Genomic DNA, 24,157 nt, shown 5'->3' on the forward strand with positions numbered 1-24,157 from the left:
TGACTTGCAGCCCTCAGGCGGGATGCTTCTGCATCAGCTGATAGGCCCGATCATACCATTTGCTGCCCGGATAGTTCGCGCCGAGCACTGCAGCGGCCTTCTTGGCCTCTTCGGGAATACCGAGGGCAAGATAGGCTTCCGTCAGTCGCATCAATGCCTCTGGCGTGTGGCTGGTGCTGTCATATTTGTCGACCACGGTACGGAAGCGAATGACGGCAGCAAGCCATTGAGCGCGGCGTTCATAGAAACGGCCGATTTCCATTTCCTTGCCCGCAAGGTGATCGCGAATCAGGTCGACCTTCAACCGCGCATCAGCCGCATAGCGGGACGTTGGATAGCGGCGGATCAGTTCGCCCATGGCATCAAGTGCCTGCTGGGTGATTTTCTGATCCCGGGTCACATCGGTGATCTGCTCATAATAGTTCAGGGCGATCAGGTAATAGGCATAGGGTGCGTCCCTGTTGCCCGGATGGATCGAGAGAAAACGCTGCGCCGAATTGGTGGATTCGGTGAAATCTCTTGCCAGATAGTAGCTGAAGGCACTCATGAGCTGAGCCCGGCGTGCCCAGACCGAATAGGGGTGCTGGCGCTCTGTTTCATCAAACAGTGCCGCTGCCAGCTTGAACTGCCCGCGATCGAGCCTGTCCTTTGCGGCGGTGTAGAGCGTATCCACATCGCGCGCGACATAGGCCGTGTCGCGTTTTTTGCTGTTGCGAGCACAGCCCGCGACGGGAAGGATGACGGCAAGAGCTGCGATCAGGGCGACAGTTTTTGAGGGAACAATGCGCATGGTCGAGCGTCTTAGCTGCTGCATGGCATTTCGCCAAGCACCGAGATTGTGTTACTTAACCCTTTTCCGATAAGGCCTCCCCCCATGGCAAGTGTGCGCCTTACGACCATCCGCGTTGAGAAGCCCTGGGGGCGCCATAGGCTCTGGCCAGGCTTCGCCGATCCGGCACCAGATGCTCAGCCGGTTGGCGAGATCTGGTTCGAAGCTCCAGACGCGCGAGACCCGGAACTGCTCGTCAAATATCTGTTCACGAGCGAACGACTCTCGATTCAGGTCCATCCGAACGATGCACAGGCTCGTGCTCGTGGCTTTGCCCGCGGCAAGGATGAAGCCTGGGTTATCCTCGATGCACAGCCGGACTCCACGATTGCCTTGGGTACGGTCCGTCCGCTTTCACAAGAAGAGCTGCGGCGGGCGGCCCTTGATGGCAGCATTGAGATACTGATGGACTGGAAGCCTGTTGCGGCAGGAGACGTCATCTATTCGCCCGCCAACACGGTTCATGCCATCGGTGCCGGGATCACACTCATTGAGGTCCAGCAGAATGTCGATTTGACATACCGGCTATACGACTATGGGCGACCGCGCGAACTTCATCTTGAGGATGGCATCGCGGTTTCGGATCCGGTCCCCTTTGTCATTCCGAAGTTGCCAGGCGCGTCACCTGCCGGGCGACAAACGCTGGCTCATACGGACAAATTCACTCTCGAGCGTTGGAGTTGGTCCGGTTCGCGCACTTTGACGCTGAAAGGTGCCGGGTGGCTGGTCCCGATCAGGGGAGCAGGCCAGACCAATGGCCTGTCCTTCCATCAAGGCGAATGCTGGGCGATTGACGGCGGAGCGCGATTGTCAATCGAACCCGGCAGCGACTTGCTGTTTGCCAGTCCGCAGCCTTTCGAACTCGATTGACCAATTGCCAGCCCGGCACCGAGCCGCGTTCAAAGCCTATTTGATGAACCCTTCGGGCTTCACATTCCGTTCGTTGACGCCTGCGACGGCGGCCGGGACGAAGCTGTTGGGCCCCACCTTGAGCCAGATGAGAATCGGCGCCGAAACATAAATTGACGAGAACGTGCCGATCACAATGCCCAGTAGCATGGCCGCAGTGAAGCCGAAGCTCACGTCTGGTCCCAGCACCAGCAAAATGGTCAGCGTCAGGATCAGGGAGAGCGACGTGACAATCGTGCGCGACAGGGTCTCGTTGACCGACATGTTCAGGAGCGGCTCGATCTCCATCTTGCGCCATTTCTTCAGATCTTCGCGAATCCGGTCGTAAACGACGATGGTATCGTTGAGCGAATAGCCAATGATGGTCAGGATAGCGGCCACAACATTGAGGTCGAATTCCAGCTGCGTCAGCGCGAAAAAGCCGAATGTCAGCACGACGTCATGGAACAGTGTGAACAGTGCGCCGACGCCGAACTGCCATTCGAAGCGGAACCAGATGTAGAGCGCGATGCCGATCATCGCCAGCGTCAAGGCCAGTGCGCCCGTGCGGAGCAATTCTGCCGAAACCTTCCCGGACACGGCTTCGACATTGTCAAAGCGGGCGTCGGGATATTTCGCAGAAATTGCATTTCGGACCGTGGCGACGGCCTTGTCCGTGGCGTCCTTGTCTCCATCAGGCAAATGCATTCGGATCGCGACTTTGGTCGGATCGCCAAATTGCTGAACGGATGCTTCGCCCAGGCCAAGGCTGCTGACCCGCGTGCGCAAATCGTCCACTTGCGCGGGTTGGGCGAAGGCCACCCGGAACTGCTGGCCACCCGAAAAGTCGACGCCAAGATTGAGGCCGCGAATGGCGACCAGTGCAATGGACGCAACCAGCAGGGTGATTGAAAGACCCATCGCCCACCAACGGTAGGAGAGGAAGGGGACATTCGTATTGTCCGGAACGAGTTTGATCGGGCGCATCGATGCCAAGCCTTCAGAGGTTGAGTTCGCGCGGACGTGCGCGCTTGAGATATTCGGAAACCATCAGGCGGGTGAACGTCACACCGGTGAACACCGATGTCGCAATACCAATCGACAGTACGACCGCAAAACCCCGAATCGGCCCCGAGCCGAACCAGAACATGATGATCGCCGAGATGACGTTGGTGATGTTCGCGTCGAAAATCGCACTGCGGGCTTCCTTGTACCCGAATTCGCACGCGGCCAGTGTGTTGCGGCCGCGCCTGACTTCTTCCCGGATACGTTCAAAAATCAGCACGTTCGCATCAACAGCGGCGCCAATCGTCAGCACGAAACCGGCAATGCCCGGCAGTGTGAGAGTGGCATTGAAAATGGCCATCGCGCCCAGAATCAGCAGCGCGTTCAGGAACAAGGCGATCGTGGTGTAGACGCCAAACCGCATATAGGTGAGGATCATGAAGCCCATCAGGGCAATCGTCGCGACGACGCCAGCCACAACACCCTTGTGGATCGATTCCGCGCCGAGTTCCGGTCGGATCGTGCTTTCCTCGATAACCTTCAAGGCAACGGGCAGCTTGCCCGAGCGGAGCTGGACCGCAAGCTGGTTCGCGCTTTCGACAGTGAAATTGCCTGAAATCTGCGCCCTGCCGCCCAAGATAGGCTCATTGATGTTCGGGGCTGAAATCACGACATTGTCGAGAATGATCGCAAACGGCTTGCCGACGTTTTCCTGAGTCACGCGCGCAAAGCGACGACCACCCTGACCGTCAAAGGTGATATCCACATTGGGCCGGTTGTCGCGCTGGTCATAATTCTGGTTGGCGTCGATCAGCTGATCGCCAGAGACCATGACCCGCCGCTGGACCGCAATCTTCTTCACGCCGGTCGGATCGTCGGGATAGGGCAGAACCTGACTTCCCGGTGGCGCATTGCCCTGCGCTACCTGCGCCGGATCGGCCGTCAGATCGACCAGCTTGAACTCGAGCTTGGCCGTCTTGCCCAGCGTATCCTTCAACTGTTGCGGGTCCTGCAGGCCCGGGACCTGGACAAGGATGCGATCCGGGCCCTGCCGGACCACGGTCGTTTCCTTGGTGCCCTCCGGGTCGATCCGCTTGAGCACGACTTCACGCGCCGTGTTCATTGCATCGTTGATCTTCTTGTCGAGCCCGGCTGCCGTCGGAGTCATCACCACCCGGTTTGTATCGCGCACCGCGACATTCCAGTCGCGCTGGCCCGTAACGCCAATGCCCGTTGTCAGACGGCGGGCTGCTTCGACGGCGGCATCGACCTGACGCGGATCGCGGACAAAAAAGGAGAGTTCGCCACCAGCTGTGGAAATGTCCCCGATTTCGATGCGTGGATCGGCGCGGCGCATTTCGGTGCGCACGCCTTCTTCCATTTGCTCCATCCGCTGCTTCGCGACATCACGAACGTCAGCTTCGAGCAGGAGATGGCTGCCGCCTGCCAGATCGAGACCAAGGTTGATCTTCGTATTGGCCAATTTGTCGGGCAGATATCGGGTGACGCTCGGCGGAAGAATACTCGGCAGGGCAAAAGCGACGCCAACGACCATCGTCACGATGGTCAGCCACACCTTCCAGCGGGGAAAATCAAGCATTTCGGATCAGTCGTTTGCGGGTTTGGAGGAACCGGTCGGCGTTATGTCCGACAACGTGGCCTTGATCGCCTTGACCTTGACACCGCTTGCGATCTCGACCTCGACGATGTCCCCTTCAACCTTGGTGACCTTGCCGACAAGGCCGCCGCCCGTCACGATGCTGTCGCCTTTTTTGACGGCGTCGATCATCGCACGATGCTGTTTCGCGCGCTGCTGCTGCGGACGAATCAGGAGGAACCAGAAAATAATGAAAATGAGGACCAGCGGCATCATCTGGATGAAAAAGGCCGAGGCTCCTCCCGGGGCAGCTGCGCCTGCGGCGGCCTGGGCGTAAGCGGGGGTGATAAGCATCCAAATTCCAGTTTGCGAAAGTAAGGGAAGAAGTTCCCGCGATTGCTGGCGCGCCTATCAAATCGCGACTATCGGCGCAACAAGCACGTCAAGTGGGGAACCAAAGGAGAGAATGCAATGATCATCGTGATGGGGCACGCGAAACTTGAAGCCGGTGAAATCGACCGACTTGGTGCCGAGATGGAAGCGCAGATAAAGGCGACCCGGGCCGAAGACGGTTGTCTGGCCTACAGCTTCTCGCGCGATGTGCTCGACCCCGATACCCTGATCATTACCGAACGCTGGCGCGACAACGCAGCCATTGCCGCGCATTTCGCCAGCCCGCATATGGCCGCGTTCAACGCTGTCCTCGCCAAGGCCAAGCTCCTTGAAGTGAGCGTCAAGGCTTATGAGAACGGCCAGGAGCGCGTTCTTATGGGACGCTGAAGGACCAAAATGCAAAACGGCCCCGGGTTTCCCCGAGGCCGCAATGTTTGGCAAAATATCGAAAAAGCCTAGCGCTTCGAGAACTGGAAGCTCTTGCGCGCCTTGGCCCGGCCATACTTCTTGCGTTCGACCGTGCGGCTATCGCGGGTCAGGAAGCCGGCTGCCTTCACCAGCGGACGCAGGGTCGGCTCATATTTTGAAAGCGCTTGCGCGATGCCATGCTTAACAGCACCGGCCTGCCCCGAAAGGCCGCCGCCCTTGACAGTTGCGATCACGTCAAACTGTTCGGTGCGGTCGGCAATCGCGAATGGCTGGTTGATAACAAGCCGCAGCGTCGGACGCGCAAAATAGGCAGTCTGGTCGCGACCATTGACGATGATTCGGCCGGTGCCCGGCTTCAGCCAGACACGGGCAACCGCATCCTTGCGGCGTCCGGTGGCATAGGAACGGCCTTGCGCATCGATTTCACGTTCACGCAACACGGCGACGGTCGACTTGACGACCGGAGCCGGCGCGGCAGCTTCCGCAACCGGAGCGGCCGGAGCTGCAGCAGCGGCGGCAAGATCCTTGAGATCAGAGAGCGACTGACGGGTATCTTCAGACATTATGCACCCACCTTGTTCTTGCGGTTGCGAGCCGCGATATCGAGAAATTCGGGATTCTGGGCCGCGTGGCTGTGCTCCGCGCCCGCGAAGATGCGCAGGTTTCGCATCTGCTGCCGGCCTAGAGGACCCCGCGGGATCATCCGCTCGACTGCCTTTTCAAGGATACGCTCAGGGAAGCGCCCTTCAAGCACCTTGCCTGCGGTCACGCCCTTGATACCGCCCGGATAGCCGGTGTGGCGATAATAGACCTTCTGGTCGAGCTTCTTGCCCGTGAAACGGATCTTGTCAGCGTTGATGACAATGACATTGTCACCGCAATCGACGTGCGGCGTAAAGCTCGGCTTGTGCTTGCCGCGCAGGATGTTCGCAATGATCGTGGCGGCACGGCCGACGACCAGGCCATCTGCATCAATCAGCAGCCATTTCTTTTCGACCTCGGCCGGCTTGACCGCCTTGGTCGTCTTCATAAGCGCCTTCATAGGGCTGGACCTCATCTAAAACGAAAACGCGCGGAGCAAATGCCCCGCGTCGATGGCGGGCCTTTTGCAGTGAATTTGCCGAAAGTCAAGGATATGGGCGGTGTTTGAAACGGGTATTGAGATACCGGTCACATTTCTCCGCTGCGTGCATCCGGCTCCCGTGATTTCCGGTATACCTTCTTACCGGAAAAGGACGCAAACATGACAGTCGACACATTGGTCACCATTGCCCTGCCAGTCTTGTTCCTGCTGATGATGGCGCTTGAGTGCCTCATCGGGACCGGGCGAGTCATGCCCGACGTGCGCGGGTGGCGCTGGATCGGCATTGCGGCATTTCTCGTCACATTTGCATGCAACGGCCTTATGCCAATGGTCCTTCTGCCGCTGTTGCCCAAGGTGACCTTGCTCGATCTTGGTTCGCTTGGCCTGTGGGCAGCGATCCCTGTGGTCATCCTGACGACCTTCTTTACCTACTGGACGCACCGTATTCAGCATCGCTTCGATGTCCTTTGGCGTCTTGGTCACCAACTGCATCACGGCGTCGCGCGTGTCGACATCGCATCAGCCATGCTTTTCCATCCCGTTGATGTGGCAGTTCAGGTGACAATGACCCTTTTGGCCGGGTTGCTGCTCGGGGCGACTCCAGAAGCAGCTTCCGTCGCTGGAGGTCTGGGCTTCTTCATTGCGCTGTTCCAGCATTGGAATGTCGCAACACCGCGCTGGATGGGGCTGATCATCCAGCGGCCCGAAGCACATATGCTTCATCATGAGCGTGATGTTCACGCGCGCAACTTTGGTGACATGCCTATCTGGGACATGATTTTTGGCACCTATGCGAATCCGCTGCGGGCCGACGTACCCGTCGGCTTTGCGCCCGAAGCCATGCGTCGTTGGCTGGCGATGATCGCCTTTGTTGACGTCAACAAGGGCAGCGGGAGAGACCGGCTCTAATCGGGAAACGCAACGCCCGTCATTTTTTCGGACGCCTTCCAGAGAGCGGCAGCCATGTCCCGATCAACGGCATGTGGCCGAACGCCGACGTAAGGGTGCATGCCTTCGGTCCAAAAGGCCGCAATATTGCAATCCTCGCAGTAGACGCCGCCTTCACCTTCAAGCAGCGGCGAGACAGCGCACCAGATACTGGTCGCCGCTCCCTGCTCGGTCGATTTGAACAGGGGATTGGGGTTTCCGTCCTTGTCGAACCAGCCCATTGCAATCTGCTCATCCATCGTCAGGAAGCGCTGAAGGGGCGTCTTGATGCCGCCGGGATGCACCGCAAATGCGCGGATGCCAAACGGCTTGCCAATCTCGTCGAAATGCATGGCAAAAAGGGCATTTGCCGTTTTAGCCTGGCCATAGGCCGTCCATTTTTCATAGTCGCGATGCACAAAATGCGGGTCCGCCAGATCGACGGCACTCCGAGCGTGTCCAATTGACGAAAGAACGACGACACGTGTTCCAGGGCCAGCGGCCTTGAGCAAAGGCCAGATGCGCGCCGTCATCTGGAAATGGCCCAAGTGATTTGTTGCAAACTGGCTTTCATATCCGCGCGCGTCCCGGGCGAGTGGACAGGCCATAATCGCAGCGTTGTTGATGAGGATGTCGATCCTGTCCGTTTGGCGTGCAAGGTCTGTAGCAAAGGCGTCAATCGATACTGGATCTGACAGATCAAGCGTCAGGATCGTAATGTCGCCCGCAACACCCTCAAGATCGACAGCTGCCGCTTCGGGGCGCCGCGCGCCCACAAAGACCTTGGCTCCTGCACCGGCCAGTGCGCGCACCGTTTCCAGGCCAAGGCCGGAATACCCACCCGTAACCAGTGCTGCCTTCCCCTTGAGGTCGATCCCGGAAATGACTTCGGACGCCGTTGATCGCATGCCAAAAGGTGAAGCAATGGGCTGCTGTTGGGTCATGATGCGCTCTCCGTGTTTCGTCCGATGACATGAATGCCCCAAACAGTGGCCGCGACGACCAGTGCCCCGACAGCCTGATGAAGAACAGCTATGGGCAGGCTGACGCCCGTCATGACTGTTGCAATGCCGAGTATGATCTGGGTTCCAAAGGCGCTGTGGATCGCAATCGATACGCGCCGGCTGCCGGCGGCTTTCACAAGTCTTGCCAAGAGAACGAGCGCTGCGACCACGACCCAGGCCCACCAGCGGTGAATGAAATGGATGATCGCCGGATCATTGAAAATCGCATCGACGGCGGATCGGCCGGCCTGTGTCGCTCCGGGAAAGAAACTCCCGTTCATGAGCGGCCATTGACTGGTCACAAGTCCGGCATTGAGGCCTGCGGTATAGGCGCCAAACAAGAGCTGGATCGCAAGTATCACGAGAACGCAAATGCCGAAGCCGGTCAGTCTGGCCGGGCGCGATGCGGGACTCGCTGCCAGCGCCTTCAGATCGAGTGCCGTCCAGATGAGGCCGCCGAGAATGAAGAGCGCTGTCAGCAAATGAGTTGCGAGCCGATAATGGCTGACATCCGTGCGCAGGGTCAGTCCCGAAGCGACCATCCACCACCCGATCGCGCCTTGCAGGCCACCCAGCGCCAGCAGGGCGGACAGCCGCCAGCCATAGCCATTCGGAATCGCGCGGCGCAGGGCAAACCAGGCCAGTGGCAAGGCAAAGGCAACGCCAATCAGTCGCCCTAGGAGGCGATGGATGAATTCCCAGAAATAGATGAACTTGAACTGCGCAAGCGTCATGCCCTTGTTGATCAGCTGATATTCCGGGATTTGCTGATACTTGGCGAATGCTTCCTGCCAGGCGGCCTCGTTCAACGGAGGGACAGCGCCGGATACCGGCTTCCATTCAGTGATCGAGAGGCCCGATTCTGTCAGTCGGGTAATGCCCCCAACCACCACCATCGAAAATACAAGAAGCGCAACGACCAGAAGCCAGTTGGCAATCGCATTGGGACGCAGACGGTTCATCGGCGGCTCCTATGCGGCGGATAGAGGACGCTTTCAACAAATAATGCGGGAGAACCCTGAATGTGATGTTGTATCTTTATCAATGAAGTGCCATTATATCATGACGAGAAGGAATCGAATGTGTTGAATGCGGTGCTCAAACAAGGTGGTCTTGACCGACTGGCGATTGGCCTTTCGGGCCTTTGCCTTGCGCACTGCATCCTGAGCGCCGTGATTGTGACAGCCTTGGCAACGGCTGGCGGTTTCCTCCTCCATCCGGCGATTCACGAGGTTGGGCTCATCATGGCCATGGCACTTGGCGCATTGGCGCTCGGCCGGGGCGTCTTGCAGCATGGCTATGCCTTGCCTGTTTGGGTGGGATCACTCGGACTCGGGGTGATGGCCGGAGCGATGACGCTGCCGCATGAAGGTGGCTATGAGACAATCTATTCGATCCTCGGCGTGATGATTGTCGCCCTTGGGCATGATCTGAACCGTCGCGCTCACTGGTAAGCTTGCGCGCGCGGGCGCAGACGCCTAGATTTGATCCATGTCCAAACACGCGCATGACCACACGCTTCATCACGGCCCGTCGCTTGCCGAAGCGGCCCGGATGACCCTGCTCAAATCAGGCGAGCAATGGACTGAAATGCGCGCCAGCATCTTCGACGCTCTTGCGGGTTTCGATAAGCCGGCCTCTGCCTATGACATTGCCGAAGCTGTTTCGAAGGCGCGGGGAAAACGCGTTGCAGCGAACAGCGTCTATCGCATCCTCGATCTGTTCGTGGGCTCGAATCTTGCGATGCGTGTGGAAAGTGCCAACGCATATCTGGCCAACGCCCACCCCGATTGTGTGCATGATTGCATCTTCCTTGTTTGCGACAGCTGCGGACAAACGACTCACATTGACGATGACAAGCTGTCGTCCGGCGTCCGGTCCGCTGCCGAAAAGGCCGGTTTCCATCCTGTGCGGCCAGTGATCGAAGTGCGCGGAACCTGCGCAGACTGCGATTAGGAGTCGTTCGGCGGCTCGCTGATCCTTGCAACCTCTGCAGGTGCGCTGTGTTCGGCCGGCGTATCGTCCGGTCTGCGCAGCACGGCCTTCCCCCATTTGAAGAGCCCAAATCCGATTGCGAACGGCACACCGCCGAACAGGAGCGGATAGATGAAAAGCCCCGGATCCTTGACCGCTTCGCTCAGCCCAGCGACAGTGATGGCCAGCGAGCAAAGGCCGCTCACGGTCATCAGCAGAATGCCGCTGGCCAGCAGCAACCCTCCAAACAGCCCCTTCACTGTGCTTCCCTGGCGCGTTTCACCACTGCCGCTCCTTCTGCTCCCGGACGATAGAAAGTGTTGTACGTATCGAACGGTATGATCTGCTTGTCCGGCGTCACGAAATGGACGCAACTCCGCTTCACCGTCGCCAGATCGAAATTGAACCGGTCGAGAAACTGCAAGATGACAACCCGGAAACTGTTTGCATAGCCCAGCGTCTCGGGAACGAAGGCCTGAGGCAGGCAACAGAGCAAGCCAGCCAGTTTTTCCTCGGTATTGGCTTGGGATGTCGCCAGACTCAGCAAGTCTGTCACTGCCTTTTGCAGCTCGGGATAGGCTTCGTAACTGATCGTGTTGGGACCATTGATGATCAGATCCCTTGGCAGCAATGACGTAATCGACGTCACATTCGGACCATCACGCAGGCCATAGCCGATGCAGATCTGATCTGGATTGCAGGGCAAGGGGATCATGTCTTCCAGCCCGAATACACCGGCCTTGGCCACCTCTCTGCGGATCTGGCTCAACACCATACGATTGGCCTTGCCGTCAAAACCCTCATTCCGTCCCGCATCCTGCACAGGCTGGAAGGTGACGCCGCGCACGCAGGACCATGTGAGTGCGTGATTGATGATGTCGGCAATCTCGTGATCGTTCACGCCGCGTTTCACCACCGCGACAAGCGTTGTCGAGAGATCAGCCGCTTCAAGCGCCTCGAGCGCTTGCTGGCGTATGCGCGAGAGTCGTGCGCCGCGCAGGTCCATAAGGGCATGATCATCAAGACTGTCGAACTGGAGGTAGACTTCAAGCCGCGGGGCATAGCTGGCGAGACGTGCAACAAATTCCGCGTCCTGAGCGATCCGCACGCCGTTCGTGTTGATCATGACATGACGGATCGGCCGAGCCTTTACCGCATCCAGTATCTCGAAAAATTGCGGATGGATTGTCGGCTCTCCCCCGGAAAGCTGAACAAGGTCCGGTTCGCCTTCGCTGGCGACCAATGCATCGAGCATCTGTTCAACCATGGCGAAAGGCCGGTGCGCCCCATGTATGTCTTCGGCATTGGCAAAACACACGGGGCAGGCGAGGTTGCACGCAGAATTGATTTCTATGATGGCAAGGCAGCTGTGCTGCTCATGGTCGGGGCACAGGCCGCAGTCGAACGGGCACCCTGCCTCCGTGCGAGTTTGGGCCGCAAGGGGCCTGTCGCCCGGCTTCAGCCAGTGCTTTTGCGACTGCCAATAGGCAAGATCATCGCTGATGAGCGTCTTCTGGACACCATGTGCGCGACAGCGTTTCAGATAAAAAACCTCGCCCGCTTCGATGATGACCTTTGCCGGGACGGGAATCAGGCACTCTTCGCACAGGCTCGTCGTCTGCCCGTGGAAAAGATAGGGGGCAGCCTTACGCTGAATGTCCTGTGGCGGTTCGTCCAGCTGCGATCCAGAGAGAAGCATAAATCGCAAGTCCGATCATCAAGAGGTGAAAGACGTTCAGCGGCCCAATGATCTTGGTATAGGGTTTCAGGAATTCCCACGCAAATCGCTGTGCAGCATAGGCCAGGGCGAAATAGTGAAATCCATGCGCCGTCGCCCAGGCTCGCTTTCGGACCAATGCGTTCCAATACAAGCCAAGAAATGCCGCCATCGCGAGCGATTCGTATATTTCGACTGGATGGCGGGAGATGCCATCCCCCAGATCGACGCCCCAAGGCAGCGTTGTCGGTATGCCGTAAGTCTGGTCCGGAAGTCCCGCAAACAGGCAGCCCCAGCGACCGACCACGATGCCGAGCGTGAGCGGAATGACGAAGGGTCCACCTGTCGAGGCCTTGACGCCGTGGATCCATTTCCAGAGCTCGACTGCCACGATGCCGCCGGCCAATGCGCCAGCCACACTGTGGGACAGGACCGGAATTTTCGACTGCAAGGTGTTCAGGGAGCCGATTGCCCATGCACCGGCAGCTGCTCCCAGGGCCATTGAAACAAAATAGCTTGGGGCCGTTTGGCGGGCCAGTGCTTCGACAGAGCCCCGACGATAGGCATAGACCCAGCGCGCGCCCAGATAGGCCGAGATCCATGCCGCCGCATCGCCCGCATAATGGAGCCCGGCAGCGGTGGGGACGTGGATCACAATCGCCGATTAGCCGATTGGGCCAGTCGTGAGCATCTTTTCAAGCTGCTCCCGCAGCTCGGCGCGAAGAGGTTGGGCCGCATTGTCTGTGCGGCAGACCACAACCGTATCGCAGGTTGCGATACAATGGCCGTGCTGGAACATGGCCTGCTCGATTGTCCAACTCGACGATCCGATCCGGCCGATGCCTGATGCAACGACGACGTCATCCGGATAGCTGCCTTCGCGCAGATAATTGATTGTAACTGCAGCGACCATTGTCCGCTCATTGCCCGGCCGTTCGCCCATCGGGCGGACATCGCGATTGAGGCGGACACGGCCGTGTTCAAACAACGCAGCAAAGGCAACGTTATTCAGATGCCCGTTCGGGTCGAGATCCTGAAACCGGGTCTGGACGTCAAGCAATATGGGGTAGCTGGCGGGGATGAGCCGCCAGCTTTCCGGTTTGGCCACAGCCTCAGCGTGGCGCCATGCGAATTGCGCCGTCGAGGCGGACGTCCTCGCCGTTGAAATAGCCGTTCTCGATCATGGTCAGGGCAAGATGGGCATATTCCTCCGGCTTGCCGAGGCGCTTCGGGAACGGAACGGACGCAGCCAAGGCATCCTTCACATTCTGCGGAGCACCCATCATCAGCGGGGTTTCGAAAATGCCCGGGAGGATGGTGTTGACGCGAATGCCTTCGCTCATGAGGTCACGTGCGATCGGAAGTGTCATGCCGATGACACCGGCCTTGGACGCCGAATAGGCAACCTGGCCCATCTGGCCGTCTTCGCCCGCGACCGACGCCGTGTTGACAATGGCGCCGCGTTCCCCGTCTTCATTGGCCGGGTCCAGCGTCATCATGCCAGCCGCAGACATGGCAATGCACCGGAACGTGCCCACAAGGTTGATCTGGATCAGCCAGTCAAATGCCGAAGGCGGATAGAACTTGATCGAACCATCTTCCTTTGAACGGCTTGCGGTCTTCATCGCTGCACCGGTGCCGGCGCAGTTGACGAGGATTCGCTCCTGCCCATTGGCGGCACGAGCCTTTGCAAAACCGGCAGCGACGCTCTCATCGCTTGTCACGTTCACTTCACAGAATACGCCGCCGATTTCGGCAGCAACGGCTTCGCCCTTTTCCTTCTGCAGGTCGAAGATTGCGACCTTCACGCCCTTTGCAGCGAGCGCGCGCGCGGTCGCCGCGCCAAGGCCAGATGCGCCGCCCGTAATGACGGCCGAAATGGATGAATCGAGTTTCATGGGTTTTCCTTTTGCTGGGAGGATTAAAGACGTTCGATGATCGTGACGTTCGCCTGACCGCCGCCTTCGCACATCGTCTGCAAGCCGTATTTGCCGCCCGTTGCATCAAGCACGCCGAGCAGCGTTGCCATGAGCTTCGTCCCGGACGCGCCCAGCGGATGGCCCAATGCGATTGCACCCCCATGCTGGTTGAGGCGCGAATGCTGCGCGCCGAGGTACTTCATCCAGGCAAGCGGTACCGGAGCAAAGGCTTCGTTGACTTCATAGGCGTCAATATCCTCGATCTTCATGCCCGCCTTCTTGAGTGCCTTTTCGGTCGCAAAAAGTGGCTCTTCGAGCATGATGATCGGGTCACCGGCCGTAACGGAAATGTGATGGATGCGCGCGCGCGGGGTCAGCCCGTGATCCTTCAGAGCCTGTTCCGATACGATCAGCGCAGCCGAAGCACCGTCACAGATTTGCGAGCTGGTCGCCGCCGTGATGGAGCCGCCTTCCTGCAGCAACTTGACGCCAGCGATGCCTTCAAGCGTGGCATCAAAGCGAATGCCTTCATCGACGCTGTGCTTGGCCATGCCTTCGGGCGTTTCAATATCCAGCACGACGATTTCGTTCTTGAAATGGCCTGCTTCGGTCGCGGCCTTGGCGCGCAAATGGCTTTCCAGGGCAAATGCGTCGAGGTCGTCCTTGGTGAACCCGTGCTTCTTGACGATCATTTCGGCGCCCATGAATTGGCTGAACATGATGCCCGGATATTTTTCCTCCAGCCGGGGGGATTTGTAATGGCCCAGGCCTTCCTTGATGAACAATGTGGCGACGGAACCCATCGGCACACGCGTCATGCTTTCAATCCCGCTTGCCAGCACAATATCCTGCGTGCCGGACATGATTGCCTGGGCTGCAAACATCATTGCCTGCTGCGACGAACCGCACTGGCGGTCTATCGTGACAGCCGGGATACTGTCCGGAAGCTTCGATGCGAGCACGGCATTGCGCCCCAGATCCATCGTCTGCTGGCCGCCCTGCGAAACGCAGCCCGTGATGACATCGTCAATCGCGCTGGTGTCAAAATTGTTGCGGTCAGCGATCGCATCAAACACAGCCGCGCCGAGGTCGACAGGGTGAACACCCGCCAGTTTGCCCCCACGCTTTCCGCCGGCAGTGCGGACGGCATCAACAATATAGGCTGTCGCCATGGTTCGACTCCTTGTCTTGGACTTGAATGATGGGATGCCACTTGCGCAAATTGACGTTTACGGCAAGGGAAAGTTGCACTGCCTGATCTTTATGACAATCTGATCATTTTGAGGGAATGTGGATCATGAATGTTTCCGAAGCTGTTGCCTATCGCCGCTCGGTTCGCGGGTTTCTCGACAAGCCAGTCGATATCGCGCTGGTGAAGGATATTGTCGAACGTGCGGCACGAGCCGCCACCGGCGGTAACCTTCAACCCTGGCACATCGACCTTGTCCATGGCGACTCGATGAAAAAGCTGAAAGCCATCATGGCTGAAAAGATCGCTGCACGGGAGAGCGAGCAGCAGGAATATGATATTTATCCGCGCGAACTTTCATCGCCCTATGCGGATCGTCGGTTTGAGGTTGGAGAAATGCTCTATGGCGCGATTGGAATAGCCCGGGAAGACCGGAAAGGGCGCGCGATATGGTTTGCCCGCAATTTTCAATTCTTCAATGCGCCGGTTGGATTGTTTCTGACTATCGACCGCCAGATGGGGCCGCCGCAATGGGGCGATTGCGGCATGATGCTCGAGAACATCTGCCTGCTTCTGTGCGAAGCGGGCCTCGACTCATGTCCTCAGGAATGCTGGGCGGTCTATCCCAAGACCATCGGCGCTTTTCTGGGTACGCCGGAGAACCGTATCCTTTGGACAGGCATGTCGATCGGATACAAGGATCCCGATGATCCGGCCAACAGCCTTGTGCCAACGCGCGCACCGTCAAGCGAATGGCTGACCCTGCACGGTTGACCTTCAATAGTCCTTCGAGATTTTGACGGTCGCGCTCTGGCGACCAATTGTCGAGATGCTTGAAAGCACCGAAAGCCAGCGCGTGATCTGGAATTCCGCGCGCGTTGCAGAATAGCCCTGGCCATCGGTGATGATTTCGACATAGGCGCGGCGCGTAATGTACTTGCCGGCGGCAACCGAAGTCTTCTGGCCGGTCACGACATCTCCGGGCAGGATCCGCAGGCGATCCAGGCCGATTGCATTGCGCAGGGCATTGATGGGGTTGAGACCATTTCCGCCGCCCTGTAACGACGCAATGGCAGCGGCAAGTTGCAACGCCTCGGGTGCAGAAAGGTTCGTGATCGATGTTCCGAACAGCAGTCGCGACAAGAGTTCGTCTTCGGGCAGGGCAGGCGTGCTCGAAAAGGCTATTTCCGGGCGCTGGCCGGTTCCAGTCACGCGGATCGATGCCGTGAGCCCTTGGGTGTCTCCAGTTGCCAGAATGTCGAGGGTCGGATCTGCCGGAACTTCACCCTGGAAACGGATTGTGCCGCGCTGGAGATCGAACTGGCGTCCGGCAAATTCGTAGGACCCCCTGACGAGGTCTGCCCGGCCAACGATGGCCGGTTCGGTAACGGATCCGCCAATCTGGAGATTTGCGCGCCATTCGCTTTGAATGCCAAGCCCCGTTACGTTGAGGCGATTCAGTGCGCGCGCCTTGATGTCGAATTTCCACGGGCTTGAGGGAAGACCCTGCGCCCGGTCCTCGGCAACAACATTGATTTCCTGAACGTTCAGGCGGGGAATCGCCGCAGCGGCTGTCGCACGGCCGAGCCGGAATGCGCTTCGGACCAGATCGAGGTCTCCCGAGATTACACCGCCACCATGTCCGTCCGAAACAAAGTTTATGGGGCCAGTCGCTGTCGCGCCGATATCGTCCCGTGCCAGCACCACCGCATTTTCGGCGCGAAGAGCAAGGTTCATTCCAAGTCGCTGACCCGTCGTGAAGTCGAAACTACCGCGACCGGAAATCGTGCCGCTCCCTGCTGTGCCGGAAAAATTGTCGATGACCAGCTTCGATCCGCCAAACTGACCGCTTGCCTTGATACCCGTAATGACCATGCCTGTCGCAGCGCTTTCGAGCCGACCATTGGCCGTGCGGACAGAGCCCTGTATGATCGGATTGCCCGTCGTTCCCGTAATATCTGCTCCGATCGCGACCGGCCCGGACATGTCGAAGCCCTCGATGCCCGTCAAACGCCAGAGTGTGTCGGCTGCACCATTGAAGCGCAGCTGCGCAAAAATCCGACCTTCCTTCAGCCGCGCCACCAGGCTTCCGGCTTGCGTTGGGCGGATCTGGACTTGCGCCCTGCCGATGATTTGTCCTGCACTGACTGCGACGGCCCGCGCCGCTGCGTTGCCGGAGGTCAGTACCGCCGTCAGTCCGACGTCCACGGGTTGAGACGACAATACCAATCCCGAACGCGTCAGGCCCCGGATGCGCACATCGGCACGGCCACTTGGAAGCTGACCGGCCAATTGCTGATAAGAGACCGTACCGCTTGCGCTGCCACCAAGGCCAGAGCGCGGAAACAGCATGTCGACAATCGCCAATGGGATTTGCGAGACGTTGGCATTGAATTCTGTCGCACCCGACCCAAACAATCCCGAAACCTGAGCGCGACCGCCGGCAAATTCGAGCGCGGCTTGGCGGAGGCGCCAGCTTTCGCCCTCTTTCGTCAGTATGGCCGGGCTAACCAAGCGCACAGGCTTCCGGTCGATCGTTCCCGAGCCCATCAGCTCGATCCGGTCCGGGCTGATCCGGGCGTCGGTCTGAAGGTCGAAGGCGCGCCCGCGGGACCCCGCGAATGATGCTGTTACAGATCCGCTTCCGCCGCGCAGCTTCATGTTTGCGGCGAGCCTTGCAAGCTTGATGCCCTCATAGGTCAGGCCCTGCCCTGTCATGGACCCGTCGATCCACGTGCCCGCGGGGTCTAGCCGTATCAGGCCATCAAAGCTGGCGCGCCGTGCGGACACGGCGGGTGGGCCCGCAAGTTCGGCATCGCGCGCTTTCACATGGGCTTCAATCTGCTGCAGACCGCCAACTTGCGAGAAATCGAGAGTTCCCGTTGCAGAGCCCTCAAGCGCCAATTGGCCGGAAAAGCCCCCGGAGATGGAATGCAGCGCACCCTTGGCCGTGATATTCGATGCAGTGAGCGACGCGACGGTAACTGTCGCAGCTTGGTGCAGCGGCAATAAAATGGCCCCGTTGCCCGTAAAGCTGCCCAAGCGCGAACCGCCATTCGCCTGCCAAGCAAATCCGGCCGAATTTGGCTCGATCAGCAAATGGACGTTCTGGAGGCCCATCGCGTCGTTCGGTCGGACCAGGTCCATATCGATCCTTGGCCGTTCGATATGGCCATCAAGGACGAACCTCGAAATCGGGCCATATTGGGATTGTCGTCCCGCACCTTCGAAAAAGAAGGTGCCGTCATGACGGCGATAGCCATTGCCCGTCAGTGAAAGGCCGGGCGAGCTGAGCTTCAGATGGACGAAATGAACGATCCCGTCAGGCCCGCGCGTCAGCCCGGTATCAATCGACGGAAGGCCGTGTGTGAGGCCTGCAAGGAAGCTGTTGTCGAGCCGCCGCACCCAAGCCTGACCGCGCCCGACGACCTGGGTTCCGTGGCCGCCGGCGCCCGGGACAACCTTGAGTTCGCTTTTGACGTCGACAATCCCAAGTCCCGGAATCAGGTAGCGCTGGAGTTGGCCAGCCATGCCAATGTCAAATCGGCCCGTCTTGAGATCGACGAAAAGCGTCAATTTTCCTGAAAGCTTGTCGGACTTGAGGACCAGCCCATCACCGGTCAACGCTTTGGATGTGACACTGAGCAGACCCGTAACGGAGATATTGGCCAATATACCTCCGGCCACATCCCCGACTCCGGTTATGCGACTGGCCGCAAGTTTAAGGGGAACGAGAACAGGCGATTTCCCAAACCGTCCCTGGCCCGAGGCACGCACCTGCTCCAGACCGGTCTTGTCAAAGGCAACAAAGGGCGCAGTTAGCAGATAGTCGAAATTCGGTGCACCAAAGGCTCCGTCGAGCCGCGCTTTGAGCGTTATGTCGCGACCGGTCATGTTGGGGAAAAGCGCGCGCGGTTGAAGCAGGCGCGCATTGATGTTCAGGACGGTGAAGCGATTGGAGGCCAGATCGGCCGAGCCTGAAAAATCTGCCGCCAGCGCCTGGGACGCCAATCGCAAATTACCCTTGAACTTGCGATCGGCGAGCGTTCCCGCTCCGCGAATGCGCAGCAGCGGCGATGAGAGCCGCTGGAGCTTGCCTTGCGTAATGGAGCCAAGCGCAAGCTCTCCGTCCAACGCGAAATTTCCGGCGCTGTTTGACAGTCGCAGATTCGCAACCTGCGTTCCGGAAACACGGGTCAGGAACTTGCCCTCCCATTTCGCCCATGTTCCGTCACCGCCAACATGCAATACGACTGGCCGAGCCGTACCGATCATCTGGCCGAAAACGCCACCTGCCGGTGCATTCAAGTCCGCATCCAAATCGAAGCGGTTGCCGTCGGGCTCGGCATCGAGCATCAGCGCGAGTCGATCGCCAGCGGCAGCGTCTGCCTTCAACTTGATCAGTGCGCGACCGCGACGAATGTCCACGCTCGCCGACATTTGGCCGATCCGCCTCTTGCTGCCTGCCACGCCCGGCTCAATCACGAGCCTGTCCACGGCGAGCCGTCCAACACTTATGTCAAAGCCGGGGAGGATCGACGACTTCTTGGCCGAAGGGCGCAATTTTGGAAATTTGTGTAGCGTTGCTGTCGGGATATCGAGGCTTGTGATATCAAGCCGATTGGCGAGCCAGCTTGCCGGCGTCCAATGCAAGCGTGCGTCGGACACATGCAGGAACAGACCTTTGGGATCGTAAAGACGGACATCTCTGAGTCGGGCCCTGGAGTAAATGGAACCATCGATCCGGCCGATGCGGATCTTGAGCCCGGAGGCAGGGGACAGGGCGGCAATCCGGTCTGCGAGGAACCTGTGTCCAATGCTGGTATCGGCAATCCAGAGCAGGAAGGCGCTGAGCAAAACCAGCCCGCCCAATGCGATCGTTATCCAGCGAACGGCGCGCATCAGAATGCCTGGCCCAGAGAGACAGCGACGGTAATGCGCGAATCCCCCGTCTGCCGATTGAGCGGTGTGCCTACATCGATGCGGATCGGGCCGAAGCTTGAGTAATAGCGTGCCCCAATCCCGGTACCAAGGCGGAACTTGGAGAATTTCGGCATCGGGGACGTGTAGACGTTACCGCCATCCAGGAATGGCACAATGCCGAAGCTGCCCAGCCTTATCCGCGCTTCAACTGCGAATTCGGTAAGGCTTCTTCCACCAATGGGCGTATTGGCGGCGTCGCGTGGACCAATCAACTGGTAGCCATAGCCGCGAACCGAGCCACCGCCTCCTGAATAGAAGCGCCGGGATGGCGCGATGGACTGGGTCCCGGCACCCAGGATCGATCCGACGCGAACGCGTCCAGCCAGGACGACGCGGTTACCCGCGGGCAGATAGTAACTCCCGTCAAATTGGGCGCGCGCATAGGTGAAGGTTCCGGACTGTCGGGAAACCTCGGGCGAGAGCCTCAAGCCGATCCGAAAGCCCTTGCTGGGATCAAGCAGGTCGTCCGAGCCGTCATAATTCAGTGTTCCAGGGAATGCGGCGATGAAAAAAGTCTTGCGAGGCGCATTGGCAATCTTGGTCGAATCCCGTTCCCGCGATGCAAGCAGTTCGGTGCCCAGGCTCCAGGTCCACTTCTTCTGCCAGATGATGTTCGTCTGTCGCTCAAATCCGAGTCCAAGGCCGAGGGTGCGCGCTTCATAGGCTGTTCGGTTCACCTTGCTCGCGTAAATATTTGCGTTGAGCACCTGATCGCGGGCCCGGAAATTGGATTGGCGGAGAATCGCGCCCAGATATTGCTCGCGTGTGCCAGCGACCCCCCGAAAGGTGACGGCTCCTTCCGGCCTGATCAGGTTGCGGTGGGTCCAACTCACCTCCGCGCGGATGCCTTCACCGGTGCTGTATCCGGCTTCGGCAGCGATCGTCCGCATTTTTGCCGGCTCGAGTACCACTGCAACATCGGCGAGCACAGGATCGGACGCCGGGACAGGCGTTATACGGACTTGGGACACAAGCCCCGTTGCGACGAGTGCGCGCCGCAGGTCGTCGAGTTTTGATTGATCGAAGACTTCGCCTGTCTTGAACCTCGAAATGCGTCCAACATGCTTGGCATCAAAGGGCAGCTTATTACCGGTTAGGACGATTGCGCCGAATTTGCGCTCGCCGCCTGGCTCCACGTGCATCGTCAATGTCGCGGTACGCGCATCATGGTCGACAAGGACTTCCGGATCGCTCACCTTGGCAAAGGGAAAGCCCTTTTGCTTGATCCTGTTGGCCAGATCGGTTTCCGCTTGGACGACCGTGTCGGCGTCAACGGCATCTTTCGGATTGACGGCAAAGACATTGCGCAGTTCCTCACTCTTGGCGCCCGTCTCCTCGAGACCTGTCACCTGCACTTGAGAAAAACGGTAAATTGGTCCGGGATCGGCTCGCAAAGTCACAACAAGTTGGCGCGGATCGCCTGCTTCCACTGATGTTTCGACATTGGCGTCGTAATATCCCTCTGCCCGCAGCACGTCGCTGAGCAAATCTGCGTCTTCGCGCGCGCGCCGATCGATCTGGGCGACGTTGGCGGGCTTGCCTTCGCCCGCTTTCAAAGTCGATACACTGTTGAAGCGTTCGATGACCGAAGATTTGCCGGCCAGATCAAGGCCTTCGATCACAATGCGATAACGGCGCTCTCCAACAATCTCGGTTGCACGCTGGGCAGCCTCAGCTGCTTCATCAGGGGAGCTCGGTAGCTCGGCCTCTTGTGCCTGCATGTCCGGCCAGTCCACGCCGATGTCCGGCATTTCTGCCATTGGCGAATCGGGAACGAGCTCCTGCGCGGTTGGTTCTGTCGATTGGGCTGATGCTCCATTTACCGAGGCCAGAGACGCAAGCATCACAAGAGCCACTAAAGGCGGACGGCATAGCGAACAGGCCAACATGGACCAGTGTCTAGCGGCTGGTCATATTCGCCGCCAGTCAGGAATTAGTGAACCGTGCCGTTCACGCCTTCTGCATGAAGTGCAACAATCAGGCGTTCCACCTGCCGCCAATGGCAAAACAGAATTGCATTGCCTCGATCACGGCTTCGCTCGGCACGAAGTGCGGCCTCCGTTTCGGCAAAGCTGCCAAATGTTGCCATCAGGTCAGTGGCATCATCCAGCGTCTTTCGATCTGCAATGAGGGGGGACATGCTTGCTCCGTCTCGGGAGCCACGCGAATTAGGCGCCAATCGCTAACATCAGGCGAGAACCCTTGGTAAAGGATTGGTTGACCAAGAATCTAGCTGATGCGGCGACCTGCCCAGACAACTCGTCCGATTATGGTCACCGCACTGGCATCGACGTCCGGCCAGCCGGGATAGGCAGGATTGTCGCTGAGAACGGACAGCCGGTGTGCTGGCCGCATCGAAAGTCGCTTGACCATCAGGGCATCGTCCATCCGGATCACATAGATGCCGTCGCGTAGCCGTTCAGCGGCATCGCCACGGTCGACCAGGATATCGTCACCATCGCCGAGGGTAGGGGACATGGAATCGCCTGCTACCTGAATGATCGAGAGTGCTTCCGGGCTGGATGCAAGCTTGCGGAGCCAGTTGCGTTCAAACCCGATCTGTCCGGCGCGATGTTCCAAGCCGGCATGCGCGCCAGCGCCTGCGGATGCTCCAAGTTCAAGGCGCGGCACGAGAACCGTCGATGCCGGAGCAGGCGATGCCGGGCCACCAAGGGAAAGCTCGTCGACGCCGAAATAGGTTGCGAGGGTACGACGATCCTCCTCCTTCAGTCTCTTCGGCACGCCGCGCCGGAGATACTGCTGGAAATAGGCTGCATTTCGACCGAGAAGGCGCGAGATCGACAGGCAATCGTCCCCGCGGTCCTCCATCAGTTTTTGCAGATGAGTCCTGACGTCATCCATTTCCGAATTTCCTACGTTAGGAAATTTCCTTGCACAATAGGAAATCTCCTTTCAGATAGGAATAATCCTATCAAGGTTGATTCGCATTTCAGGAATGGAGGTTTGGATGAGTGTGTTGGGCAAGATCGAACGGCATTTGCGCAAGACGGGACAGAAGCCGACGCGGTTTGGCCGGGAGGTCGCCAACGACCCGAGGCTCGTGTTCGATTTGCGCGAAGGCAGGGTCATGGGGCGTTGCCTCGCATCGCGGATCGAGGCATTCCTCGAGTCAGCCCAATGAATTGTGACGTTCATGGGGCTTTGCGCGCTGCCATTTCGGGCCGCTTCCACCCGCCGCTCGCTCGAGTCCAGTCCTCCAGCCATCACCGCTGGTCAAGCGTGACCTTTGTCGGAGCCCGCCATCGCTTTGCCGTGTGTATTGCGGGCGAGGGCGCCGAACAATGCGTCGATGAAGCGACCGCGTCTATCCTGTCCCAAGATTTCAATATCGACGGTCATATAGTTGCGGACATTGCGGTTGCCCAGCGACAGTCCCGGGGACCGAATGTCGTCGAGATCGAACTCGAAGCCCTGACAATCGAAGCCAGTTAATGCCGCGTGTCGGAACCGCCCAGCGTCTTGCCGCTTGCGTCCACCGATTCGTTGGGCAGTTGTTGACGCTTGCGTGTCTTGTACTTGCGTGGCTCAATCGACCGACTCGCGATTGCATCCGAAGCAGTTTCTCGTTCCGTCTGATGCAGCTCATCAGCGCCAACTTCCGGCAGGGCAATCTTGGTCTTGAGCGGCACCTCTCCTGGGGCCGTGTCCAGTTCGTTGGAATTGGCGGCGCGGCGAACCACAGCCTTGATGCGGGAGGTTGCGTGGTCAACCGGAGTTCCCGGCGCAAGCCCCAAGCCGAGATCGTCGCCGACAGGCGATCGAATGAGCGTTTCGAATTGCAGTGGAGGCACCGAGACATCAAAGCTGGCTTCGATACGAAATCCTTTGCCCTTCTGCGGTTTGGGAGCAAGCAGGGCACTCACAAGCGCAAAAGCCGGCCACAAAATGCCCGCAACCAGCCACATCGCCGCGATTGCAGCGATGATCCTGGCCACTTCGCCAAAGGGTGGGGAGACAGAGGGTGCAAGCAGCGGAATGCCGGAGGCCAGGACCATCTGGTCAAACATCCACTCAGGTGTTGCAAAGACAAGGATTGCGGCCACGGCGCCAAACAGGACAGCCAAGACAGGGGGAAGCGACACCTCTTCCAGCGACCTGCCTAGCGAACTGAGACCCATCGGCATTGCTTATCCTTCAAACCGGCAATCCGGTTTTCATGCCATAGCCGACCTGAACGTAGCTTCAACCGGAAGGTCAT

Annotated in this window: 27 protein-coding genes; 8 read left to right on the plus strand and 19 right to left on the minus strand. The window is 58.9% G+C overall.

Translation table 11 applies throughout. The features are described from left to right. Positions 1–13: 13 nt before the first annotated feature. On the minus strand, positions 14–790 hold the full coding sequence (locus K0O24_RS08070; protein ID WP_219895317.1) for an outer membrane protein assembly factor BamD: 777 nt from the start codon (positions 788–790) through the stop codon (positions 14–16). Positions 791–874: 84 nt separating this feature from the next. Here K0O24_RS08070 and K0O24_RS08075 point away from each other — a divergent pair, with 84 nt between their 5' ends. Continuing rightward, positions 875–1,699 (plus strand): class I mannose-6-phosphate isomerase, encoded by an 825-nt coding sequence (locus tag K0O24_RS08075; protein WP_219895318.1) that lies wholly within the window; start codon positions 875–877, stop codon positions 1,697–1,699. A gap of 36 nt (positions 1,700–1,735) precedes the next feature. Here K0O24_RS08075 and secF read toward each other — a convergent pair whose 3' ends face one another. Genes secF through yajC form a run of 3 tightly spaced genes read right to left on the minus strand, consistent with a single transcriptional unit; the run spans position 1,736 to position 4,673 of the window. Next, positions 1,736–2,704: a protein translocase subunit SecF gene (gene secF, locus K0O24_RS08080; RefSeq protein WP_219895319.1), complete on the minus strand. Its 969-nt coding sequence runs from the start codon at positions 2,702–2,704 to the stop codon at positions 1,736–1,738. Positions 2,705–2,717: 13 nt separating this feature from the next. After that, positions 2,718–4,322, minus strand: coding sequence for a protein translocase subunit SecD (gene secD / locus K0O24_RS08085; protein WP_219895320.1), 1,605 nt, complete (start codon positions 4,320–4,322; stop codon positions 2,718–2,720). A gap of 6 nt (positions 4,323–4,328) precedes the next feature. Beyond that, positions 4,329–4,673 carry a preprotein translocase subunit YajC gene (gene yajC, locus K0O24_RS08090; protein WP_219895321.1) on the minus strand — a complete coding sequence of 115 codons (345 nt, stop codon included), beginning with the start codon at positions 4,671–4,673 and terminating at the stop codon, positions 4,329–4,331. Between the two features lie 117 nt (positions 4,674–4,790). On the opposite strand from yajC, the gene K0O24_RS08095 reads away from it, so the two are divergent. Beyond that, positions 4,791–5,099, plus strand: coding sequence for a putative quinol monooxygenase (locus K0O24_RS08095; RefSeq protein WP_219895322.1), 309 nt, complete (start codon positions 4,791–4,793; stop codon positions 5,097–5,099). A gap of 68 nt (positions 5,100–5,167) precedes the next feature. Here the strand turns inward: K0O24_RS08095 and rpsI are convergent, their stop codons facing one another. Continuing rightward, positions 5,168–5,704 carry a 30S ribosomal protein S9 gene (rpsI, locus tag K0O24_RS08100; RefSeq protein WP_219895323.1) on the minus strand — a complete coding sequence of 179 codons (537 nt, stop codon included), beginning with the start codon at positions 5,702–5,704 and terminating at the stop codon, positions 5,168–5,170. Further along, positions 5,704–6,183, minus strand: a complete 480-nt coding sequence (rplM, locus tag K0O24_RS08105; protein WP_219895324.1) for a 50S ribosomal protein L13 — start codon at positions 6,181–6,183, stop codon at positions 5,704–5,706. Before rplM ends, rpsI begins: the two co-directional genes overlap by 1 nt. 201 nt (positions 6,184–6,384) lie before the next feature. On the opposite strand from rplM, the gene K0O24_RS08110 reads away from it, so the two are divergent. Continuing rightward, a complete protein-coding gene (locus tag K0O24_RS08110; RefSeq protein ID WP_219895325.1) occupies positions 6,385–7,134 on the plus strand; it encodes a sterol desaturase family protein in 750 nt (249 codons plus the stop codon). Here the strand turns inward: K0O24_RS08110 and K0O24_RS08115 are convergent. Together K0O24_RS08115 and K0O24_RS08120 are read right to left on the minus strand one after the other, a co-directional pair. Next, positions 7,131–8,096, minus strand: coding sequence for an oxidoreductase (locus K0O24_RS08115; RefSeq protein ID WP_219895326.1), 966 nt, complete (start codon positions 8,094–8,096; stop codon positions 7,131–7,133). The genes K0O24_RS08110 and K0O24_RS08115 overlap by 4 nt on opposite strands. Next, complete coding sequence (locus K0O24_RS08120; RefSeq protein ID WP_219895327.1) at positions 8,093–9,118, minus strand: COX15/CtaA family protein; 1,026 nt, start codon at positions 9,116–9,118, stop codon at positions 8,093–8,095. Before K0O24_RS08120 ends, K0O24_RS08115 begins: the two co-directional genes overlap by 4 nt. A gap of 120 nt (positions 9,119–9,238) precedes the next feature. Here K0O24_RS08120 and K0O24_RS08125 point away from each other — a divergent pair, with 120 nt between their 5' ends. Beyond that, positions 9,239–9,610, plus strand: a complete 372-nt coding sequence (locus tag K0O24_RS08125; RefSeq protein WP_343211270.1) for a MerC domain-containing protein — start codon at positions 9,239–9,241, stop codon at positions 9,608–9,610. A gap of 37 nt (positions 9,611–9,647) precedes the next feature. After that, entirely contained in the window at positions 9,648–10,112 is a 465-nt protein-coding gene (locus tag K0O24_RS08130; RefSeq protein ID WP_219895328.1) for a Fur family transcriptional regulator, read from the plus strand. On the opposite strand, the gene K0O24_RS08135 is transcribed toward K0O24_RS08130, so the two are convergent. From K0O24_RS08135 to K0O24_RS08160, 6 genes are read right to left on the minus strand one after another with little or no spacing between them, the layout of a single operon-like run. Next, positions 10,109–10,390, minus strand: a complete 282-nt coding sequence (locus tag K0O24_RS08135; protein WP_219895329.1) for a hypothetical protein — start codon at positions 10,388–10,390, stop codon at positions 10,109–10,111. The genes K0O24_RS08130 and K0O24_RS08135 overlap by 4 nt on opposite strands. Beyond that, positions 10,387–11,829 (minus strand): radical SAM protein, encoded by a 1,443-nt coding sequence (locus K0O24_RS08140; protein ID WP_219895330.1) that lies wholly within the window; start codon positions 11,827–11,829, stop codon positions 10,387–10,389. Before K0O24_RS08140 ends, K0O24_RS08135 begins: the two co-directional genes overlap by 4 nt. Then, entirely contained in the window at positions 11,777–12,502 is a 726-nt protein-coding gene (locus K0O24_RS08145; protein WP_219895331.1) for a prolipoprotein diacylglyceryl transferase family protein, read from the minus strand. Before K0O24_RS08145 ends, K0O24_RS08140 begins: the two co-directional genes overlap by 53 nt. Before the next feature lie 9 nt (positions 12,503–12,511). Further along, entirely contained in the window at positions 12,512–12,955 is a 444-nt protein-coding gene (locus tag K0O24_RS08150; RefSeq protein ID WP_219895332.1) for an acyl-CoA thioesterase, read from the minus strand. Between the two features lie 4 nt (positions 12,956–12,959). Continuing rightward, a complete protein-coding gene (locus tag K0O24_RS08155) occupies positions 12,960–13,745 on the minus strand; it encodes an SDR family NAD(P)-dependent oxidoreductase (protein WP_219895333.1) in 786 nt (261 codons plus the stop codon). A gap of 23 nt (positions 13,746–13,768) precedes the next feature. Further along, positions 13,769–14,938, minus strand: a complete 1,170-nt coding sequence (locus K0O24_RS08160; protein WP_219895334.1) for an acetyl-CoA C-acetyltransferase — start codon at positions 14,936–14,938, stop codon at positions 13,769–13,771. A 125-nt stretch (positions 14,939–15,063) separates the two neighbouring features. On the opposite strand from K0O24_RS08160, the gene K0O24_RS08165 reads away from it, so the two are divergent. Continuing rightward, entirely contained in the window at positions 15,064–15,729 is a 666-nt protein-coding gene (locus tag K0O24_RS08165; protein WP_219895335.1) for a nitroreductase, read from the plus strand. Positions 15,730–15,732: 3 nt separating this feature from the next. On the opposite strand, the gene K0O24_RS08170 is transcribed toward K0O24_RS08165, so the two are convergent. From K0O24_RS08170 to K0O24_RS08185, 4 genes are all read right to left on the minus strand, one after another. Next, positions 15,733–19,857, minus strand: a complete 4,125-nt coding sequence (locus tag K0O24_RS08170) for a translocation/assembly module TamB domain-containing protein (protein WP_219895336.1) — start codon at positions 19,855–19,857, stop codon at positions 15,733–15,735. After that, positions 19,857–21,794, minus strand: coding sequence for an autotransporter assembly complex protein TamA (locus K0O24_RS08175; protein WP_246611177.1), 1,938 nt, complete (start codon positions 21,792–21,794; stop codon positions 19,857–19,859). Before K0O24_RS08175 ends, K0O24_RS08170 begins: the two co-directional genes overlap by 1 nt. 77 nt (positions 21,795–21,871) lie before the next feature. After that, entirely contained in the window at positions 21,872–22,078 is a 207-nt protein-coding gene (locus K0O24_RS08180; RefSeq protein ID WP_219895338.1) for a hypothetical protein, read from the minus strand. Between the two features lie 89 nt (positions 22,079–22,167). After that, positions 22,168–22,800 (minus strand): S24 family peptidase, encoded by a 633-nt coding sequence (locus tag K0O24_RS08185; RefSeq protein ID WP_219895339.1) that lies wholly within the window; start codon positions 22,798–22,800, stop codon positions 22,168–22,170. Between the two features lie 106 nt (positions 22,801–22,906). Between K0O24_RS08185 and K0O24_RS08190 the strand changes: the two genes are divergently transcribed. Further along, positions 22,907–23,080 carry a hypothetical protein gene (locus K0O24_RS08190; RefSeq protein ID WP_219895340.1) on the plus strand — a complete coding sequence of 58 codons (174 nt, stop codon included), beginning with the start codon at positions 22,907–22,909 and terminating at the stop codon, positions 23,078–23,080. Then, positions 23,077–23,391 (plus strand): hypothetical protein, encoded by a 315-nt coding sequence (locus K0O24_RS08195; protein ID WP_219895341.1) that lies wholly within the window; start codon positions 23,077–23,079, stop codon positions 23,389–23,391. Before K0O24_RS08190 ends, K0O24_RS08195 begins: the two co-directional genes overlap by 4 nt. Here the strand turns inward: K0O24_RS08195 and K0O24_RS08200 are convergent. After that, positions 23,388–24,083 carry a hypothetical protein gene (locus tag K0O24_RS08200; protein WP_219895342.1) on the minus strand — a complete coding sequence of 232 codons (696 nt, stop codon included), beginning with the start codon at positions 24,081–24,083 and terminating at the stop codon, positions 23,388–23,390. The genes K0O24_RS08195 and K0O24_RS08200 overlap by 4 nt on opposite strands. Positions 24,084–24,157 lie beyond the last annotated feature (74 nt).

Origin of the sequence: Aquisediminimonas profunda (assembly GCF_019443285.1) — a bacterium.
GTDB lineage: Bacteria > Pseudomonadota > Alphaproteobacteria > Sphingomonadales > Sphingomonadaceae > Aquisediminimonas > Aquisediminimonas profunda.

Coding starts and splice junctions, on each gene's coding strand:
- K0O24_RS08200 (WP_219895342.1), bottom strand. CDS start 24,083: ATGCCGATGGGTCTCAGTTCGCTAGGCAGGTCGCTGGAAGAGGTGTCG.
- secF (WP_219895319.1), bottom strand. CDS start 2,704: ATGCGCCCGATCAAACTCGTTCCGGACAATACGAATGTCCCCTTCCTC.
- yajC (WP_219895321.1), bottom strand. CDS start 4,673: ATGCTTATCACCCCCGCTTACGCCCAGGCCGCCGCAGGCGCAGCTGCC.
- K0O24_RS08120 (WP_219895327.1), bottom strand. CDS start 9,118: ATGAACCGTCTGCGTCCCAATGCGATTGCCAACTGGCTTCTGGTCGTT.
- K0O24_RS08095 (WP_219895322.1), top strand. CDS start 4,791: ATGATCATCGTGATGGGGCACGCGAAACTTGAAGCCGGTGAAATCGAC.
- K0O24_RS08195 (WP_219895341.1), top strand. CDS start 23,077: ATGAATTGTGACGTTCATGGGGCTTTGCGCGCTGCCATTTCGGGCCGC.
- K0O24_RS08185 (WP_219895339.1), bottom strand. CDS start 22,800: ATGGATGACGTCAGGACTCATCTGCAAAAACTGATGGAGGACCGCGGG.
- K0O24_RS08130 (WP_219895328.1), top strand. CDS start 9,648: ATGTCCAAACACGCGCATGACCACACGCTTCATCACGGCCCGTCGCTT.
- K0O24_RS08180 (WP_219895338.1), bottom strand. CDS start 22,078: ATGTCCCCCCTCATTGCAGATCGAAAGACGCTGGATGATGCCACTGAC.
- secD (WP_219895320.1), bottom strand. CDS start 4,322: ATGCTTGATTTTCCCCGCTGGAAGGTGTGGCTGACCATCGTGACGATG.
- K0O24_RS08155 (WP_219895333.1), bottom strand. CDS start 13,745: ATGAAACTCGATTCATCCATTTCGGCCGTCATTACGGGCGGCGCATCT.
- K0O24_RS08170 (WP_219895336.1), bottom strand. CDS start 19,857: ATGCGCGCCGTTCGCTGGATAACGATCGCATTGGGCGGGCTGGTTTTG.
- K0O24_RS08110 (WP_219895325.1), top strand. CDS start 6,385: ATGACAGTCGACACATTGGTCACCATTGCCCTGCCAGTCTTGTTCCTG.
- K0O24_RS08075 (WP_219895318.1), top strand. CDS start 875: ATGGCAAGTGTGCGCCTTACGACCATCCGCGTTGAGAAGCCCTGGGGG.
- K0O24_RS08165 (WP_219895335.1), top strand. CDS start 15,064: ATGAATGTTTCCGAAGCTGTTGCCTATCGCCGCTCGGTTCGCGGGTTT.
- K0O24_RS08115 (WP_219895326.1), bottom strand. CDS start 8,096: ATGACCCAACAGCAGCCCATTGCTTCACCTTTTGGCATGCGATCAACG.
- K0O24_RS08140 (WP_219895330.1), bottom strand. CDS start 11,829: ATGCTTCTCTCTGGATCGCAGCTGGACGAACCGCCACAGGACATTCAG.
- K0O24_RS08160 (WP_219895334.1), bottom strand. CDS start 14,938: ATGGCGACAGCCTATATTGTTGATGCCGTCCGCACTGCCGGCGGAAAG.
- rpsI (WP_219895323.1), bottom strand. CDS start 5,704: ATGTCTGAAGATACCCGTCAGTCGCTCTCTGATCTCAAGGATCTTGCC.
- rplM (WP_219895324.1), bottom strand. CDS start 6,183: ATGAAGGCGCTTATGAAGACGACCAAGGCGGTCAAGCCGGCCGAGGTC.
- K0O24_RS08070 (WP_219895317.1), bottom strand. CDS start 790: ATGCGCATTGTTCCCTCAAAAACTGTCGCCCTGATCGCAGCTCTTGCC.
- K0O24_RS08190 (WP_219895340.1), top strand. CDS start 22,907: ATGAGTGTGTTGGGCAAGATCGAACGGCATTTGCGCAAGACGGGACAG.